This window comes from Microbacterium esteraromaticum (genome assembly GCF_017303215.1).
Taxonomy (GTDB): domain Bacteria; phylum Actinomycetota; class Actinomycetes; order Actinomycetales; family Microbacteriaceae; genus Microbacterium; species Microbacterium esteraromaticum_C.
In genome coordinates, this window is record NZ_JAEMWU010000001.1 from 2,144,520 (window position 1) to 2,163,698 (window position 19,179).

The following is a 19,179-nucleotide window of genomic DNA, read 5'->3' on the forward strand; positions in this document are numbered from 1 at the left end:
GACCTGAACCGAGAATCCGGCGAACTATGTGGTTGTACGGCGATTATCACCCAGATCCGGGCGAATCACAAGCATGTGATCCGCCCGGATCCTCAGGCGTTCAGAGGCTCAGGCCTCGCTCATCGCGAGCTTGACCTGCTGGCCCTTCGCGGCATAGTAGGCCGCGCGCGCGGCATCCTTGCGAGCCTGCTCGGCGTAGCCCGCCTCGAGCACGTCCTGCGCGACCTCGACCTGGGTGTGCTGGTCGGTGCCGTTGTACTTCTCAATGTAGGCGTCGAGCTCGGGGCCCGACTCCCACGAGGTGATCAGGCAGTAGCGCGGCTCGGTACCGTTGTGCGTCGCGGCGTGCCACAGGCGCTGCGTGTCGACGATCAGCTGGGCGCCGGCGGGCAGGGCGATCCGGTACTCGATGCTCGGGTCGGTGCGGTTCTCACGCAGGACGAAGTAGCTGTCCTTGTCGTCGGTGAGGTTGAAGAAGCCGCGGACGACCCATCCGGTGCCATCCGGGTTCAGACGGTTGTTGTCGTCCTGGTGCAGGTTGTACAGGCACTCGCCGTACGGGGTCGGCTGCAGCTCGATGATGCGGCAGCGGCCGACGTTCGCACCGGGCTCCTGGGCGCGTGCGGTGAGGGTCGGAGCGATCGCGGTCTGCGAGTCGATCCAGACGCCGTCCTTGTCGGTGCGCGGCGGCTTGTGGTTCCAGAAGCCGTTGCACTCGATCTCGCCCTTGGCGCTGGCGAGAGGGGCGAAGCGGGTGTCGCCGGAAGACTTCCAGTCGACGTACTCGATGTCGAGCCATTCCTTGGGGTCCATCTCGGCGCCGTAGCTGTCGAGGATCACGAACCCCTTGTCTTCAAGGGCTGCGGACTTGATGTATCCCATGATCTGAGTCATGTCCTTTCGTAGCGGGCCAGCACGTTTTAACAGGCCCTACTTAGGCAAGCCTACCTGCGCACCCTGGACACTCCCCAGAGCCCGGCCAGGAAAAATCTGGCCACGGCTAGACTCGATGCGGCGGGTTCCGTCACACCGCCGCTCGGAGGAATCACCCAGTCATGGCAACGGCGACGAATGTCGAAGCGACCGCAACCGGCACCATCGAGTGGCTCGCCGCTCCCACGACCAACATCGTCGTCCCGGTGTATCAGCGTCAGTACCGCTGGGACATCGGCGGATGCGAGAAGTTGCTCTCGGACATCCGTGCGGTCGCCGCGCAAGATGACGAGCACCGGCACTTCATCGGCTCCATCCTGTCGGGCCGCGACGCCTCGGGCGGCGACCTGATCCTGATCGACGGGCAGCAGCGCATCACCACGGTCATGCTGCTGATCGCCGCGCTGCACCACGCGGTGCAGGGCAGTGATCCCGCGATGGCCACCGAGCTCGAACGCGTCCTCGTCCGCGCCGATGACGCGTCCCGCACCAAGTTGCGCCCGCACCACGCCTGGGCCGAGTTGTACGAGTCGGTCGTGCTCGACCGGCGCGATGACGCCGACCGCGAGTCGCGCTTCGACGATAACTACGCCTTCTTCCGCAGTCAGGTGCATGCCGATGAAGCCGCTGTGATCTGGCGCGGTCTGCAGAAGCTCGAACACGTCTCGATCACGCTCGGCGCCAGCGCCAGCGCCCAGCAGATCTTCGAGAGCCTGAACTCGACCGGGCAGCCGCTGCGCGACCACGAGCTCATCCACAACTACATCCTGATGGGCCTCTCCCACGCCGAGCAGCTGAGCATCGAGCAGGAGTTCTGGCTGCCCATCGAGCAGGCCACCGGTGAGAGCATCGGCGCGTTCTGGCGTCACTTCCTGGTGATGACACTCGGCCGCGAGATCGACGTCTCGGGCGAGCACGGCGTGTACGCCGCGTTCCGCGGCTCGTTCCCCCGACTCGACGCCGCGCGTCTTCGTGCGGATGCCACCGTCTGGCGCGAGTATGCCGAGATCTACGGCATCCTCCTGGACCCGCAAGGCGAATCGGATGCCGGCATCCGCCGTCATCTGCACCATCTGAACACCTTCGGGCGGGCGACGTACCCCCTCGTGATGAGCGCGTACGGCGACCACCGTCGCGGCGCGATCACGCGCGACGAGCTGATCGAGGTGCTGGAGTGGACGCAGGCGATGTTCCTGCGCCGCGCGATCGTCGGCCTGCCGACCGACCGGCTCATCGCACGGTTGTGCCGCGCCCGTCAGACGGGACGCGATGAGCTGATGCGCGCCGTCGCGCGCATCACGCCGTCGGATGAGCGCGTGAGCGCCGTGCTCAAGTATGGGGAGCTCCCCCACCCCGCGTACGTGCTCGGCCGACTCGAGCAGGTCGATGACCTCGACGCCTACGACATCGAGAGCATCGTGCCGGCGGTCCCCGCCGACGGCTGGAGCGGAGACGGTTCCCGGGTGTGGAAGGACTACAGCGACGACGAGCAGAACAGCCATCGTGCGCTCGCACCGACGCTGGGAAACCTGACGCTGCTGGAGTCCGCGCTGACCGAGCGCGTGTTCGGTGCCTCGTTCCCCACCAAACGCGACGATGCCTATGCGCGCAGTGCGGTGCCCGCCACGCGGGAGCTGGCCGCAGTGGCGAGCTGGAATACCGCGGCGATCACGGCGCGCACCGTCCGCCTGATCGACGAGTTCGTGACGATCTGGGCACGCCCGGCGCTGCCCGAGATCGACGACGACGGACTCACCCCGGTGCTCGATGCCGTGCGGCGGCGCGGGTGGCCGATGGGGTGGGAGCGCGAGTTCGACTACTGCGAGTATCGGGGCGAGCACTGGGAGATCAAGGATGTGCGCGCCCTGTTCAACCGTGTCTTCCGACGCGCATGGACCGATGATCCGTCCGCGGCGCTCGCCTACAGCGCGAAGCACGGCGGGCCGATCTACGACGAGATGGCGTGGAAGGGTCAGTGGGACTCGCTCGATGCCGCGCACCACTTGTACATGGGGTGGGATTCCCACTACATGATGACCGCACTCCAGGGGGTGCTGGAGGAGTCCGGTATCGCCGCCGAGGTGTTCGTGAAGTACTCCTACGTAGGGAACGTGATGTGATGCGCACTGCTCAGACAACTGTCCGCCGGATGCAGGATCTCACCGTCGCCGAGCATCGGTTGACGGTTCCGCTGGTATGGGCGGATGCCGATGACGAGCGCACTCTTGAGGTGTTCGCCGCTGTGATCTCGCGCCCCGGCGGAGAGGACCTGCCGCACCTGGTCTTCCTGCAGGGTGGTCCGGGGCACGAGGCTCCTCGCCCGTTTCACGCACCGTCAGCGCCGGCCTGGTTGGACACAGCGCTGCAGCACTTCCGGGTCGTCATGCTCGATCAGCGCGGCACCGGACGCTCCACGCCGGTCAGCGACGACCTGCTGTCGCTCGGCGATGAGCGCGCGGCCGAATACCTGACCCACCTGCGCGCGGATTCGATCGTGCGCGACGCCGAGGCACTGCGCGAGGCTCTGGGCATCGAGCGGTGGAGCCTGCTCGGCCAGTCATTCGGCGGCTTCACGACGCTGGCGTACCTCTCCACCGATGCGTCGTCGTTGCAGAGCGTGTTCATCACCGGCGGGCTCAGCACCATCGACCGCCACCCCGATGAGGTGTACGCGCTCTGCTACGAGAAGATGCAGACAGCATCCGAGCAGTACTACCGACGCTTTCCCGAGCATCGCGAGCGGATGCGCGCGCTGGTCGATCTCGCCGCCGCAGGCGAACTCGTGCTGCCCGACGGCGAGATCGTCTCGGTCTCGCGGCTGCGCTCGGTCGGTTCGGCGCTGGGCACCAACGATGGCTGGCAGACGCTGTGGTCACTGCTCGAGCTTGACCCGCGCACGAACGCGTTCCGCTACGACCTCGCTGCGGCGATGCCGTACGGCGGCCGCAATCCGCTGTACTACGTGTTCCACGAGTCCAGCTACGCCTCGGGGCAGGCGACGCGGTGGTCGGCAGAGCGCATGACGCCCGTCGCCTTCGATGAGGACCCCACTCTGTTCACCGGCGAGCACATTCAGAGCTCGTGGACCGAGACGGTTCCGGCGTTCCGGCCCTGGCGCGGTGTCGCCATGCGTCTGGCTGAACACGAGTGGCCGAAGATCTACGACGCGGAGGCGATTGCGGCGTCGGGCGTGACCGGGGCTGCCGCTGTGTATCTGAATGACGTCTACGTGCCGTACGAGTTCTCGATGGAGACCGCACGGCTGCTGCCCGGTGTGCACCCGTGGGTGACCAACGAGCACGAGCACAACGGGCTGCGTTCGGGACCCGTGCTGCAACGTCTGATCGACATCGCTGACGGCCGCGCGGTGCGCTGACGCCGCGCGGCCGTCAGCGGCGCGAGCGTCGCAGACGGCGGGCGGCCTGCTCCTCCTCGACGTCGCGGGCCGCGGCTCGTTCGATCCGCTCGGTATCGCGGAGCGCGACCTGCAGGTCGCGCTCCGCGGGAATCCCCGCGCGCAGTTCGCGCACGCGCTCCAGTTCGGCGTCGAACAGCGCTCCGAGTAGGAGCGCCATGTTTCCGATCCAGAGCCACAGCAGAAAGATGATCACGCCGGCGAACGACCCGTAGATGCGGTCGTAGTCGGCGAAGTTGCTGACGTAGAAACCGAGACCGGCGGATGCTACAGCGAACACGGCCACCGCGATGATCGCGCCCACGCTCACCAGCCGGAAGTGCGCGTGGGCGATGTTGGGCGCGAAATAGTACAGAATCGCGATGATCAGTACCACCAGCAGGACGAGAACGGGCCACCGCGCGAAACGCCAGGTTTGGAGTGCCAGGTCGCCGACACCGAAGGTGCGACCGAGCGTTTGCACGAGAGGCCAGCTGAGCGCCGCGACACCGCCCGCGGCCGACACCAGCGCGAATACCGCCGCCGTCACCAGCAGGTGCACGGGCTTGGCCTTCCAGGGCATCCGCCCTTCCGGCACACCGTAGATGCGATTGATCGCCCGTCCGAGCGCTGTGACGTAGCGTGCCACTGACCACAACGCGATCGCCAGTGCCGAGACGAGCACCCACCCCGACCCCGCGGCGGTCGCCGCCTCCTGCAGCGGGCCATCGATACCGGCGTACACATCCGGGGGCAACATCTCGCGTGCGGCATCCAGCGCCGCGCGCATACCGTCATCCTTATCGCCCCCCAGGCTGATCAGTGAGAACACCGCGATGAGCGTCGGCACGATGCTGAGCAGCGCGTAGAAAGTCTGCCCGGCTGCGGCATCCGGCGCGGCCGTGCGGAAGAAGCCGCGCGCGACGCGTCTCAGGATGAGACCGGCCGCGTCACGGCGACCTGCATGGGCTGATCCGGTCGCTCGTCCCGCCTTCTGCTCACGACTCATCTCATCAGTGTGACGTCAGGATCGCGCCTCGCAAAGTAGCACGATGAGCAAGCCCTTGTCTTACGCCCGGCACCCTTCCTATACCTGCACCTCAGCGCGACGCCGCCGCAGCAGCAGAATGAGCGCGATCGCGACCATCGCGAGCACGACCGTCAGCCCGGTGCCACCCCAGAACAGCACGGTCGGCCATGAGCTTGCGACGGTCTGCTCATCATCGACGCCGTCGATCAGGTCAGCAGATGCAGTGCGCACGAGCGGGCGCGTCGAATCACCGAGGTAGACACTCAAGAGCGCGGTCGCACGCCGCTCGCCGACGGGGATGTCGCCGACTGTCACCGGGATCTCGATCGCCGTCGCCTCTGCCGCGGCGAGTGTGAGCAACCAGGTCACCTCGTTGTCCTCGAACTCAGCGCCAGCGAGAGATCCAACCGTCACGAACTCCGGTGGGGTCAGCACCACCCTCACCTGCAGCGCCTCACCCCGGTTCGTGATCTCAGCGCTGTAGGTGAGCTCGTCCCCGGCGCCCAGGGACTCCACGCCGCTGGTCAGCGTCACCGCGATGCTCGGCGTGGCTTGCTCGTCGGCCGCGGCGTGGGCGGCACCGATCCCGGTCGACCCGAGCATCGCGAGCAGGAATGTGAGTACGGCCGCACGGGAGACGACCCTTGAGAGATGTGTGAGTGACATGTCACGGATTCGGTGACGGGTGGATCCTTCGGGTTCCACCCGTCACCTGTCCCTTCGCTTCTCGATTATGCGTTCGTGTTGTGACGGCGACTACCGAGGAGCAGAGAGAGTCCGGCGAGGATCGCAAGCGCCGCGATCCCCAGCCCGCCACCCAGGATCCACGGATTCATGCCCGTGGTCGCCAGGGGCGGTGCGCCAGGAACATCTATCTCCGTCAGCGTCTGGCAGGCATCCAGACAGGACTGTCCGTCACCGGGAACGACCGAGTTGACGAGTTCCCGGTCCCCGGACGCGGCTTCGTTGACCGTGACGCTGTACGAGATCGTGACGACCTCGCCGACGGCGAGCGGACCCGACCAGTTGAGCGCCGGCTCGGCGTAGGTCGCACCGGCCGTCGCGTCGTGGTTGTAGGTCGCGTCGTCGAGCACCTCAGAGAGGTCGTCGGCGAACGACGCGGGCGCCGCCTCGGTGTAATCGACTGCTCCGGTGTTCTCGATCTCGATCGTGTAGCTCACAACCTGGCCGAGCCCCGTCGAGGTCGCGTCGACGGTCTTGGTGACGACGTAACCGCGCACCGGAGTGACAGTAGTGCACGACCCCTCATCGAGGCACGCACCGCCGACACCCGGGACTACCGCATTGACCAACCGGAGATCTCCGCTGCGCTCTTCCGCGACTGTCACTGAGTAGGTGACGATGACGCTCTCCTCCACAGGGATCGTCAGAGCCCACGAAAGAACCGGGTCGGCGTACATCGCGCCGTTGGATGCGTCACCGTTGTACGACGCATCATCGAGGACGTCGGAGAGATCATCGGTCAACTCGGCCGGGTTCTCCGCCGTGAACGGCAGGGCACCCGTGTTCGTCACGACAACCGTGTAGGTGAGCACCTGACCGCTGCCGACCGTGCTGCTCGAGGCCGATTTGTCGACGGTGAAGGAGCGAATCCTGTCCGTGGTCGAGCATTCCTCCGCCGAATCGCAGCCGCCGCCGACACCGGTGGGCACGACCGCGTTCGTGAGCACACCGTCGCCATTCCCGCCGGCGAGAACAGTCACCGAGTAGCTGATCTCGACGGTTGCTCCGGTGGCGAGAGCACCCGACCACGTCAGCGCGTCGCCGACAACGGTCGCGCCGGCGGATGCATCGTCGTTGTACGACGCATCATCCAGTACCGCAGACAGGTCATCGCTGAACGACGCCGGCATCGCATCGGTGTAGTCGACAGCCCCGGTGTTCGTGAGCGTGATCGCATACGTGACCACGTCCCCCTCGGTCACCGCTCCTGCGGCCGAGGACGTCTTCGAAGCCGTGTAGGCCCGCAGCGCATCCACTGTCGAGCACTCGCCGACACAGGTCCCGCCGTTGCCAGGCACGACCGCATTCGTCAGGATGCCATCGCCATCACCAGCCGCGTTGACAGTCACCGAGTAGGTGATCGTCGTCGTGGACCCGGCCGCGAGTGGCCCCTCCCAGCGAAGTGTCGCGGCATCGACCGACGCCCCCTCTGTGGCGTCCTCGTTGTATGTCGCATCATCGAGCACGGCCGACAGGTCATCGCTGAACGAGGCGGGGTCGGCGTCGGTGAAGTCGACGGCGCTGTTGTTGACCACGCTGATCGTGTACGTCAGCACATCCCCCTCAATCACCTCGCCAGAACCCGACGAGGTCTTCGAGACCTGGAACTGACCGATACGAGTTCCGGTGGTGCACGTGCTCTCGGGGTCGCACCCGCCACCCGGAGACGTCGGGACGACGATGTTGCCGAGATTGAGGTCGCCGGCCGCTGTGCCCGGCTCACTCACGGTGACCGAATAGGTGATCTCGATGGTCTGGCCGACGGCAAGCGGCCCCTCCCAGGCGAGCGTCGTACCGGAGACAGTAGCTCCGTTCGAGGCGTCATCGTTGTACGTCGCGTCGTCGAGGACGTTCGCGAGGTTGTCGTCGAACGAAGCCGGCTCGTCGTCGGTGTACGCGATCGCGCCGGTGTTGGTGACGGTGACCGTGTAGACAATGACGTCGCCGGGCAGCGCGGTGACGGCCGAGGACGTCTTCGCGACCGTGAACGACCCCGAGGGCACGTTCTCGACACATGCCGGGTCAGTCGACCCGGACGCGCAGTTTCCACCGTTCTCGGTGACGACGGCATTGTTCAGCTGGCTGTCCCCGGTGATCGGATCGTTGACGGTCACGGAGTACGTGACGGTGACGGCCTCACCGACCGCCAGCGCGCCTTCCCATGACAGCTCGGGTGCGGTGTATGTGGCGCCGCCCGTCGCGTCGCCGTTGTAGGTCGCGTCGTCGAGCACCGCTGACAGGTCATCCGTCAGGGTCGCCGGATCGGCGGCGGTGTAGGCCGTCTGGCCGGTGTTGACGATCTCGAGCGTGTACGTCACCGTGTCACCGGGAGTCACGTCGGTGGCATCCGCGGTCTTCGTCACGGTGAACGACTGCACCGGGGTGATCGCCTCACACACCTCTTCGGGATCGCACGATCCGCCCGGACCAGCCGGGAAGACAACGTTGGTGAGCACGTTGTCTCCGCTGTTCGGGGCGTTGACGGTCACCGAGTACGTGATGTCGATCGACTCGCCGACCGCCAACGCCCCCGACCACGTGAGCGTGTTGCTCGTGATCGTCGCGCCGTTGGTCGCGTCGTCGTTGTACGTCGCGTCGTCGAGCACCGCCGAGAGGTCGTCGGTGAAGGATGCCGGAGCCGCGGCTGTGTAATCGACCGCCCCAGTATTGACGACCGTCACCGTGTAGGTGATGGTTCCGCCCAATTGGACGGACGTCGCCGACGCCGACTTCGCAACGGTGTACGACTGCACATCGGTGGTCGTCGAGCATCCACCCGCTGCGTCACATGATCCGCCGATCCCGGTCGGGACGACCGCGTTCGTGATCTCGTTGTCACCGGTGTTCGGCGCATTGACCGTCACCGAGTACGTGATCGTGATCGCGTCTCCGGCTGCCAGCGCGCCCGACCAGGACAACGTCGGCTCGGCGTAGATCGCACCGTTGTCGGCGTCGTCGTTGTAGGTCGCATCGTCGAGCACCGCGGAGAGATCATCGGCGAACGAGGCCGGATTCTCGGGGGTGTAGTCGACGGTGCCCGTGTTGGTCACCGTCACCCGGTAGGTGATCGTGCCGCCGGGCTCTGCGGTGCCGGCTGAAGCCGTCTTGACCACGGTGTACGCCTGCACCGCTGTGACCGTGTCGCAAGCCTCAGGCTGGCATGCGCCGCCGGGGCTCTCCGGGACGACCGTATTGGTGAGAACGCCGTCGCCGGTCATCGGGTCGTTGATCGTCACCGAGTAGACGATGGTGATCCGCGATCCCGCAGGGAGTGCCCCCTCCCACGAGAGAGTGCTGCCCGCAACCGTCGCACCGTTCGTCGCGTCATCGTTGTAGGTCGCATCGTCGAGCACCTCCGACAGATCGTCGGTGAGCGATACCGGGGCGTCCGCCGTGTAGTCGACCGCACTGTCGTTGTCGACGGTGATCGTGTAGGTGACGGTGTCGCCGGGCACCGCACTCGTCGCAGACGACGACTTCGTCACCGTGTGGAACTGGAGCGGCGTGACGGTGCTGCACTCGCCCGCGGAACACTCGCCACCGGGGCCGGTCGGAATGACCGTGTTCTTGAGCGAGCCATCGCCGCTGCGCGGATCATTCACGGTGACCGAGTATGCGATGGCGACGGTCTGGCCGACGCCGATCGGTCCCGACCAGCTCAGGTTCGGGGTGGTGAAAGCCGGTGTCGGCAGAACGGTTCCGGGCTGGCCGACGACCGAGGCGGTCGGTGTGCCGGTAAGAGTCGCGTCGTCGAGCACCGCCGACAGATCATCGCTCAACGTCGCGGGGGTGGCGGAGGTGTAGGCGGCGGTGCCGTCGTTGGTGATCGTGAGTGTATAGGTGACGATGTCGCCGGGACTCACGGTCTCGGGTGTCGACGCGGCGATACCCTTCGACACTGCGTAGTGCCGCACCGGGTTCTCGGTGGTCTCGCAACCGGTGGGCGGGCAGGTTCCGTCACCCGTGCTGAGAACGTTGCTGAGCATGTGGTCGCCCTGCTCATCGAACGCCTTGACCGTCACGGTGTAGCGGACCGTCAGCGTCTCACCGACCGGCACCTCTCCTGTGATCGCAAGCTCATCGTCGGCGAGTGCGGCAGTCAGACCGTCATCGGCGATCGGCCCTGCGGTCATCTCGGCATCGTCGAGCACATCGGTGAGTGTGTCGAGCGCGTCGACAGCTGCAGGAGCCTGGCCGACGTTGGTGAACGACAGGGTGTATGTGAGCTCCTGACCCGCGACGACGGCCGTACCGCTCGCCGGGTCGACCGTCTTGCCCGTCTCGAGCGCGGCTGCGGGGATCTGCACGACGTCACACGCGGCAGCCGGCTCGAGGGCATCGCTCTCGGGCACGCACACGGTGTTGACGAGCACGTTGTCACCCGCCGATGCATCGTACGTCACCGTGTATCTGATCGTCGCTGCGTCACCGGCGCCGAGTGCTCCTTCCCATCTGAGCTCGGGCGCCGAGAACGAGACGTCGCCCGACGTCGCCGAGGCGTCAGCGTTGTACGCCGCATCATCGAGTACAGCCGACAGATCATCGACGAAGGTCGCCGGGCGAGCATCGGTGAAGGCACCGGGGCCCTCGTTCGTCACGACGATCTCGTAGGTGACGCTCGTCCCGTCCGTCGGCAGATCAACCGTGTCGGCCGACTTCTCGACTGTGAGGCGCGGCAGAAGGTTCTCGGTGGCCGCGCAGCGCTCACCGGTCGCCTCGTCGTTGCCGTCGCCGTCTGTGGATTCACAGGTCGGGACGTCCGTCGGCGGTGTTCCCGGGGTCGGAGGTGTCTCGGGCTGCCAGGCGACGTTGCGCACAATGCCGTCGCCGCCGCCCGCAAAGGTCACCGTATAGGTGATGGCAACCGACGCACCCGCCGGCAGTGCCCCGCTCCACGACAGGAAGCCGGGATCGAGGTACGACGGTGTGCCTGCAACGGACACCGTGGCGTCATTGTTGTACACCGCGTCATCGAGAACGCCCCGGATGTCGTCGATCACAACGGCGGGGTTGAGAGCGGTGAAGGCCGCAGTGCCCGTGTTCGTCGCCGTGATCGTGTACTCGATCACGTCGCCCGGGCGACTGGTTGTCGTCTGACTCGTGGTCTTCTCGATCTCAAGGGCTCGGTCTGCGAAGCCGACCGTGTAGTCCTCGACCTCTCCGGCGGCGGCGGCGCCGCTCGGCAGCGGAGCGGCGATGGCGCCGGTGAACAAGCGGAAGCGGGCGAAGGTCTCGCCGGAGGGTGCCCCCGCGGGGAACGTGAGGGTGTGCTCGGCCGTGCCGCTGCCGGCGGGGATGCCGATCGTCGCGAGCTCGCTCGAATCGAACGTGCCGCTGTTGTCGAGGTCTATCCAGCCGGCGAGCGTAGCCACCTCGTCGGTGTCGTTCGTCACGATGAGGCTGACGTCGGTCGGCTCGCCGGGAACGACCCCGACCGAGCCGACGAGGCCGTCCTCGTCCGCGATACCCGTGGTGTCATCGCCATCGGCGCCGGGACCGGGGCGTCCGTCGAGTTCGGCGTCGATCGTGGTGCCGAGGGTGAGGCCGTCCAGCAGCGCGTGGTTCGGGCCATCCTGCTCGACGGTTGTTCCGTAGCTGTCGGGGGCGTCGCCCCAGTCCGCGCAGAGCGGAGTCGGCACGACCTGGGCGTTGAAGCCCTCGGCGGTCCAGTAGCTCTTGATCTGCACGATGATCGTGTTCGCACCGGTCAGCCAGCTGTTGTCGAGCACGGTGGTGGCTTCGTTGCCCGCACGGAAACCGGGGTGAAAGTAGGGATTCGTCGGGCTCTGGGGCAGGTTCGCGCCCGTCTGCGAAATGCCATTCACCCAGACACCCGCGACGCTGTTGTCGGCGAACCACTTCATCGTGAGCGCGAACGCGTCGGGGTTCACCGTGTCGTCGAGAGCGAACTGGAATCGGTAGTACCAGTCGCCATTGCCCTGTGTCTGGTTCCCCCCGCCAACGCCGTTGAAGTTCGCGCTGATCCACTGCGCGTTGGCGCTCGGGCTCTGTACCCATGCGTGCGGAACGACGTTTCCGACTTCAGCGTCAGCCCAGAGCGCATCGGACGGAGGCAATGACGTCGCCGAGGGCGGGACGGTGCCGTCCGGGTGGAAGAAGCCCTCCTCACCGCCGGCGACCTGCCAGTTCGCGTCCATGGCGCCGGCCGGCAGCGCGCCACCGGTCGCAGCGTCGTACCCGGTATTGAAAATGTTGGGATCCGAGGTGCAGGTCACGACCGGAAGCGCATCCTCGGCGGCCCGAGCCGGCGAGGCGACGGCAAACGACGCGGCCGAGGTCATCCCGACGACGAGCGTTCCGACGACGACTTGTGCGAGCGCACGAACCAGATTGGTGCGTCGTTCCTCGCCGACATGCCCGGATCGATCCGGACGGGTCCCCCACATTCGAGACACGATGCTCCCTCTTCATTCTCACGCAGACCGCGCGTCGGATGACCAGCCCGCAAGCAGGGAGAATCCCCGCCCCCGATTTCCGACAGCGCCTCCCATCCAACCGAAATATCGGTGCAGTACTGCGCTGATCCCGCAAAATACCCCTCGAGATACCCACTCGTCGCTTCCGATGATCATCCGCACCGTTCCGGCGCCTGCGACCCAGGTTCGATCCCGGTCCGCGCATCGCAGACGAAGCCCGCGAGCGTGGCGATAGCTGGTGCACGAATGTGCCCGTTCCGCGTCGAAATGACGGCGCGTTCAGCGCCGAACGGGCGCCGCACCGTCGCACAAAGGCGTGTCGTGCACGTTCGTGCATCAGAATTGCGGTTCTGTGCAGCGGCGCGGCATGGTTTCGAGAACAGTCTCGAAAGGTCCGGAATGAACGAGCATTCAACGACGACACGCTCCGCCGCACAGCAGTTCCGCGACCGCACGGTCACCCTCCGCGGCGAAGCGCATCGCGCCGCCCCAGCGAAGGGAGGTGCGGTCATCTCCGCGTGAGCGGTTGCTCACACCGGAGCCTCGTCGTGCGGGCTCCTGCACTACTCATTTTTCTGCCTCTTCGACGTGCCCTGACGGCATCGGGGAGGTCAAACTCGAAAGGTCAATGACGACAGCTATGGACGTCAATCTCGGACTGTACTTCCTATCCGAAATGGTGGGCACGGGCATGCTCGTGCTGCTCGGTTGTGGTGTTGTGGCGAACGTCGCCCTCGCCAAGACGAAGGGCAACGCCGGCGGCTTCTTGATGGTGAACTGGGGCTGGGGCCTCGCCGTGTTCGCGGGTGTTCTCGTTTCGGCGTACTCCGGCGCAATCCTCAACCCCGCCGTCGGGATCGGTCTGCTCATCGCCGGCACGATCGACACGACGATGTTCTTCGTCGCCTTCGCCGCTGAGATGGTCGGCGCGATCATCGGCGCGATCCTGTGCTGGGCGGCTTACAGGCAGCACTTCGACGAGGAACCGGAGGCGGCGAACAAGCTCGGAGTCTTCTCGACCGGACCGGCGATCCGCTCTTACGGCGCCAACTTCCTCACCGAGGTGATCGCGACGTTCGTGCTGGTGTTCGTCATCCTCGCGTTCGCGGACTACGGCGACGTCAACGTCGGCGTGCCCGGCGGCCTCGGCCCGCTGACCGCTCTGCCCGTGGCGCTTCTCGTCGTCGGTATCGGTGCTTCGCTCGGTGGACCGACCGGCTACGCCATCAACCCCGCTCGCGACCTCGGTCCGCGTATCGCCCACGCGATCCTGCCGATCAAGGGCAAGGGCGGAAGCGACTGGGGCTACGCATGGGTCCCCGTGGTCGGGCCGCTCGTCGGTGGTGCAATCGCCGCGTTCGCCGCTCCCGCGCTACTCTCCCTGTAATCCTCAGGTTGGCTGGAGGACGACCTCGTGCTCCAGCCAACCTCACGCCCCCGCGTGGGGCAGAGACAGTTGCTCGGCCGACACGTGCCGAGTCCGATCCAACTCTCCACACGGCGACGCAGAGAGGCGCCGCCACATCGAAAGGAACTCCATGTCCAAGTACGTCATCGCCATCGACCAGGGCACAACGTCCAGTCGTGCGATCATCTTCGATCGCGCCGGCTCGATCATCTCGGTCGGCCAGAAGGAACACGAGCAGATCATGCCCCAGGCGGGCTGGGTCGAGCACGACGCGGCAGAGATCTGGCACAACGTCCAGGAGGTGATCGGGGTCGCCCTCGCACGGGCTGATCTCACGCGTCACGACATCGCCACGGTCGGCATCACCAACCAGCGTGAGACCGCAGTGGTGTGGAACAAGAAGACCGGCGTACCGGTCTACAACGCCATCGTCTGGCAGGACACCCGCACCCAGGACATCGTCGACCGCCTTGCCGCTGACGGTGGAACCGACCGGTTCAAGGACGTCGTCGGACTTCCGTTGGCGACGTACTTCTCGGGCACGAAGATCGCCTGGATCCTCGAGAACGTCGAAGGAGCCCGCGAGGCTGCCGAGGCCGGAGACCTTCTCTTCGGTACCACGGACTGCTGGGTGCTGTGGAACCTCACCGGTGGCGTCGACGGCGGCGTTCACGCGACCGATGTGACCAACGCCTCGCGCACGCTCTTCATGGACCTCGAGACGCTGCAGTGGCGCGACGACATCCTCGAGGTGTTCGGGGTTCCGCGCTCGATGCTGCCCGAGATCAAGTCGTCGTCCGAGGTCTATGGCTACGCCGAAGACTCGTCCCTGCTGCGTGAGACGCCGATCTCGGGCATCCTCGGCGATCAGCAGGCAGCCACCTTCGGACAGGCCGCCTTCCAGGCCGGTGAGTCCAAGAACACCTACGGCACCGGTTGCTTCCTGATCTTCAACACCGGAGAAGAGATCGTTCACTCCAAGAACGGACTCCTCACCACGGTCGGTTACAAGCTCGGCGACGCCCCGGCGCACTACGCGCTCGAAGGGTCGATCGCTGTCACCGGATCTCTGATCCAGTGGCTCCGCGACCAGCTCGGCATCATCGACGAAGCACCTCAGGTGGAAGAGCTGGCCGCCAGCGTTCCCGACAACGGTGGTGTGTACATCGTTCCGGCGTTCTCGGGCCTGTTCGCCCCCTACTGGCGCCCCGATGCGCGCGGCGCCATCGTCGGACTGACGCGCTACGTCAACAAGAATCACATCGCCCGTGCGGCCCTCGAAGCGGTCGCCTTCCAGACCCGGGATGTCCTCGACGCGGTCAACGCCGACGCCGGCGTTGACCTCACCGAGCTGAAGGTCGACGGCGGAATGGTCGCCAACAACGCCCTCATGCAGTTCCAGGCAGACGTGCTCGGCGTTCCGGTGGTTCGCCCGGTCGTCGCGGAGACCACCGCACTCGGCGCGGCCTACGCGGCTGGACTCGCGGTCGGCTTCTGGGAGGGCCTCGACGACCTCTCCGCCAACTGGCAGGAAGACCGTCGATGGGAGCCCGCCATGGACACCGACGAACGCGACCGCCAACTGCGCAACTGGCGCAAGGCCGTCACGAAGTCGATGGACTGGGTCGACGAAGACAGCAAGTAATCCCGACCGCAGAGGAACGGAGCCCCGCGGACACCATGCCGCGGGGCTCCGTTCTTCTGTGCGGAAGGTCTCTGCGCGGGCAGAAGGCACCCGGGCGAGACGAGTTATGTAGGGCGGGCGGGACTTGAACCCGCGATCGTTGGGTTATGAGCCCACTGCCTTCACCAGCTTGGCCACCGCCCCGAGATCTTCCAGCCTAGCGGTGCCGACGGTCAGTGCGGTGCGACGGCGGTGGCGTGAGTCGTGGTGTGCGTGAGATAGATCTCGGCGTTGCGGATCAGCCCGGCGCGCTCGTCGTCAGTCAGGGCACGACGCACCTTTGCGGGCACGCCGGCGACCAGGGAACCGTCTGGCACTTCCGTGCCGCCGAGCACGACCGCTCCTCCGGCGATCAGGCACCCTTTGCCGATCACGGCGCCACTGAGCACGACGGCTCCCATGCCGATCAGTGATCCGTCGCCGATCGTGCAACCGTGCACGACGGCGTTGTGGCCGATGGAGACGTTGTCGCCGATGACGGCCGGATGCCCGGAGTCGACGTGCACAGAGACGTTGTCTTGCACATTGCTGTCGGCGCCGACCGTGATCGGTGCCGAGTCGGCGCGCAGGACGGCGTTGTACCAGACGCTGGCGCGCGGCCCCAGGGTGACCGCGCCGACGATACGCGCACCGTCAGCGACGAAGGCATCGTCAGCGAGAGCGGGTGTGCGGTCGGCGAGAGCGATGACGGAGGCTGCGGCTGAGATGGTCATGTAGGTGAGACTACCCTCAGAACCGCGGAATTCCGCGGCTGAACAGGCGTGTAAGCCTTGCCTAGGCTTGCTTGCGGAATGGTTCAGGGTGAGTAGCGTTGTCTTCAGTGGACACCGGAAACCCACGCAGGAGGAACACGATGACCGATTCGAAGACCATCCCCGCCACCGCCGTCGACCCCACCGTCGCAGCGGCAGCCGCCCAGTTCCTGTCGCCGATCGTGCACAGCATGCAGGCTCTCGTGGTCAACGGCAAGCAGGCGCACTGGCACGTGCGCGGTGCGAACTTCGTCGGCGTGCACGAGTTCCTCGACACGCTCGTCGCGCACGCGATGGACTTCGCCGACACGGCCGCGGAGCGCATCGTCGCCCTCGGCCTGCCCATCGACGCCCGCGTCGCGACGGTCGCCGCCAAGGCAGCGCCGACGCAGGTCTCGGCCGGATTCGCTGGCTCGGACGACCTCGTCCGCGCGGTGATCGCCGACATCGATGCCGCCCTGGTCGAGATCAAGGCCGCTGTCGAGGGCCTCGACGAGGTCGATCTGACCAGCCAGGACGTCGCGATCGAGATCCAGCGCGGTCTGGAGAAGGACCGCTGGTTCCTCATCTCGCACATCGCCGCCTGACACACTCAGACGCCGACGCCCGCCTCGTGGTTCCACGAGGCGGGCGTTCGCGTCTCTGGGGCCGCCCCTCAGCCCAGGTGCGTCAGGCGTCCGCCCAGCAGCGTGGCTGCGACGGGCATCCGACGCAGGCTCTCCCGGTCGGCCGTGAGCGGGTCCTCGGAGCAGACGACGAGATCCGCGGTACCGCCGATCTCGAGGTCCGTGATGCCATGGCGACTACTGGCGCGCAACGCCGTCCCGATCGGTACCTGTTCCTCGGGATGCCACGGAGCGCGCTCGTCCCCCGTGCGGTGCACGGCGGCGGCGATCGTGACCCACGGGTCCAGCGGTGCCACGGGGGCATCCGACCCGAATCGCACCGCGACATCCGCACTCAACAGCGAGGCGACCGGATGGCTGATCGCGCTCTGGTGCTGCCACAGCGAGCCGACGAGGTCGCGGTCATCGACCGCGTGCGTCGGCTGCACGCTCGCCACGACGCCCAGTCGCGCGAAGCGCGCCAGATCGGCGTGACGCACGAGCTGCGCATGCTCGATCGTGCCGCGCGCCTGCGTGTAGGTGAACGCGTCGAGGGCGGATGCCACCGCACGGTCGCCGATGGCGTGCACGGCCACCTCGATTCCGGCGCCGGTCGCCGTCGTCAGATAGTCGCGCAGTTGCTCGGGGTCGATCGTGAACTCCCCGAAGTTCTGCGGGTCGTCACCGTACGCATGTGAGCAGGCCGCGGTGCGGGTGCCGAGCGACCCGTCCGTGATGAGCTTGAGCGGCCCGACGTGCACCAGATCATCGGTACCGCCGAGGATGTTCCCCGTGCGCAGCCCGGCGTCGATCGCGCGCTGCAGGTTGGCCGCGTAGAAGGCGAACTCCACCCGGTGTGCATCGAATCCGGCATCCGCCCGCCGCTGCCACGCGTCGGCGTTCCACGCCATGTCGAAGTCGACGATGCCGGTGACTCCGCGGCTCGCGGCGCGCTCTCCGGCGCGGCGCACGGCGGCATCCGCCACCGCGTCATCTGCCGTGTTCAATCGGCGCGAGATCTCGAACGCGTCCTCTTCACGCAGCATCCCGTCGGGTGTCGGGGCGAAGCCCTCCCGGCGGAATGCGGCGGAGTTGAGCCAGACGCTGTGCACGTCCATGTTGATGAGGTAGGTCGGCCGGTCGCCGCATGCCGCGTCGATCACCGCCAACGAGGGCGCATCGAGCCACAGCGCATCACGCATGCCGGCTCCGACGACCCGACCATCCGACAGCGGCGCGGCCGCGCCCATCAGACGGGCGGCCTCCGCCGCGCTTCGCACCTCGCCGAGCTGCACCCGTTCCGCATCGAGCGCCCACTGCACCGTGTGCACATGGTGGTCCCACAGACCGGGCAGCACCCGGCTCCCGTGGCCGTCCAGCACGACGCCATGGGCCGCCAGGTCACCGGTCGGGGCGATATCGGCGATGCGCCCGCGCTCGATCATCAGGTCGACGGGCTCGTCGCCGAACGCGACCGCCGCGGGGCCGGTCAGCCGCACGGCACGCACGACGTCGACCCGGTCTCCGCGCGCCGTCACGAACGGTGCTCCACGCGCGCGATGTGCGCCCGACGCATCTCGGCGGCCAACGCGGCGTCTGCGTAGGGCCCGTCGCCCTCCAATTGCTCCAGCACCCGCTCGACCGTCTCAGGCGGACGGTTCTGACTGAGCTTTCGCTTGGCGACAACCTTCGTGGGTGTGAGCCGGAAACCCACCGTCCCTGCGGCCAGCCGCTGCACGTACGCTTCGTCGTTGGGCGGCGTCCACATACCGCGCGGATCGGCCAGGCGGCTCTCGAACAGGGCGGTCATGCGCTCCAGCACCCGCAGGTTCTCTTCGTCCGAGAGGATCTCGGGGACCCCACTCAGATGCACCGAGACGAAGTTCCACGTGGGGACACCCGCAACATCGCCGTACCAGCCCGGCGAGATGTAGCCGTGCGGGCCCTGGAACATCACCAGCAGCTCGCGGGAACCCAGCCCATGAATCAGGTCGTCCGGGCGCCCGACATGACCGACGATCGTCAGGTCGTCGCGATCCTCATCGAGAAGGATCGCGTAATGCGAGGCGACGAGCCCGTCATCGCCGTCACTGACGATCGTCGCCCACGGGTGGCGCTGGATCACCCGACGGATCTCGGTCGGGTCGGTCATAGCGAAACTGGGATTCTGGCGCACCGTCCCAGCCTATGAC

Annotated in this window: 12 protein-coding genes and 1 tRNA gene; 5 read left to right on the forward strand and 8 right to left on the reverse strand. The window is 66.8% G+C overall.

The window, feature by feature from the left end; all coding sequences use genetic code 11:
• Positions 1-108: 108 nt before the first annotated feature.
• Positions 109-882, reverse strand: coding sequence for a hypothetical protein (locus JF543_RS09890; protein WP_179411835.1), 774 nt, complete (start codon positions 880-882; stop codon positions 109-111).
• Positions 883-1,055: 173 nt separating this feature from the next.
• Between JF543_RS09890 and JF543_RS09895 the strand changes: the two genes are divergently transcribed.
• Together JF543_RS09895 and JF543_RS09900 are read left to right on the forward strand one after the other, a co-directional pair.
• On the forward strand, positions 1,056-3,053 hold the full coding sequence (locus JF543_RS09895) for a DUF262 domain-containing protein (RefSeq protein WP_206823922.1): 1,998 nt from the start codon (positions 1,056-1,058) through the stop codon (positions 3,051-3,053).
• Between the two features lie 29 nt (positions 3,054-3,082).
• Positions 3,083-4,309: an alpha/beta fold hydrolase gene (locus tag JF543_RS09900; RefSeq protein WP_242522213.1), complete on the forward strand. Its 1,227-nt coding sequence runs from the start codon at positions 3,083-3,085 to the stop codon at positions 4,307-4,309.
• Between the two features lie 13 nt (positions 4,310-4,322).
• Here the strand turns inward: JF543_RS09900 and JF543_RS09905 are convergent, their stop codons facing one another.
• The 3 genes from JF543_RS09905 to JF543_RS09915 form a co-directional block, all read right to left on the reverse strand.
• Complete coding sequence (locus JF543_RS09905) at positions 4,323-5,336, reverse strand: YihY/virulence factor BrkB family protein (RefSeq protein ID WP_206823923.1); 1,014 nt, start codon at positions 5,334-5,336, stop codon at positions 4,323-4,325.
• A 78-nt stretch (positions 5,337-5,414) separates the two neighbouring features.
• Positions 5,415-6,023, reverse strand: coding sequence for a hypothetical protein (locus JF543_RS09910; RefSeq protein ID WP_206823925.1), 609 nt, complete (start codon positions 6,021-6,023; stop codon positions 5,415-5,417).
• A gap of 65 nt (positions 6,024-6,088) precedes the next feature.
• Positions 6,089-12,508 carry a DUF7507 domain-containing protein gene (locus JF543_RS09915; RefSeq protein WP_206833849.1) on the reverse strand — a complete coding sequence of 2,140 codons (6,420 nt, stop codon included), beginning with the start codon at positions 12,506-12,508 and terminating at the stop codon, positions 6,089-6,091.
• Positions 12,509-13,166: 658 nt separating this feature from the next.
• On the opposite strand from JF543_RS09915, the gene JF543_RS09920 reads away from it, so the two are divergent.
• Complete coding sequence (locus JF543_RS09920; RefSeq protein ID WP_242519434.1) at positions 13,167-13,925, forward strand: MIP/aquaporin family protein; 759 nt, start codon at positions 13,167-13,169, stop codon at positions 13,923-13,925.
• Positions 13,926-14,076: 151 nt separating this feature from the next.
• Positions 14,077-15,591 carry a glycerol kinase GlpK gene (gene glpK, locus JF543_RS09925; protein ID WP_206823932.1) on the forward strand — a complete coding sequence of 505 codons (1,515 nt, stop codon included), beginning with the start codon at positions 14,077-14,079 and terminating at the stop codon, positions 15,589-15,591.
• 109 nt (positions 15,592-15,700) lie between these two features.
• Here the strand turns inward: glpK and JF543_RS09930 are convergent.
• Positions 15,701-15,774 (reverse strand) — tRNA-Ile (locus JF543_RS09930).
• A gap of 29 nt (positions 15,775-15,803) precedes the next feature.
• Positions 15,804-16,343, reverse strand: coding sequence for a gamma carbonic anhydrase family protein (locus tag JF543_RS09935; protein WP_206549710.1), 540 nt, complete (start codon positions 16,341-16,343; stop codon positions 15,804-15,806).
• Between the two features lie 140 nt (positions 16,344-16,483).
• Here JF543_RS09935 and JF543_RS09940 point away from each other — a divergent pair, with 140 nt between their 5' ends.
• Positions 16,484-16,969, forward strand: a complete 486-nt coding sequence (locus JF543_RS09940; RefSeq protein WP_179410697.1) for a Dps family protein — start codon at positions 16,484-16,486, stop codon at positions 16,967-16,969.
• 68 nt (positions 16,970-17,037) lie between these two features.
• Here the strand turns inward: JF543_RS09940 and JF543_RS09945 are convergent, their stop codons facing one another.
• Both JF543_RS09945 and JF543_RS09950 read right to left on the reverse strand, forming a co-directional pair.
• Complete coding sequence (locus tag JF543_RS09945; protein ID WP_347401134.1) at positions 17,038-18,525, reverse strand: amidohydrolase; 1,488 nt, start codon at positions 18,523-18,525, stop codon at positions 17,038-17,040.
• Entirely contained in the window at positions 18,522-19,163 is a 642-nt protein-coding gene (locus JF543_RS09950) for an FMN-binding negative transcriptional regulator (protein WP_206823933.1), read from the reverse strand. Before JF543_RS09950 ends, JF543_RS09945 begins: the two co-directional genes overlap by 4 nt.
• Positions 19,164-19,179 lie beyond the last annotated feature (16 nt).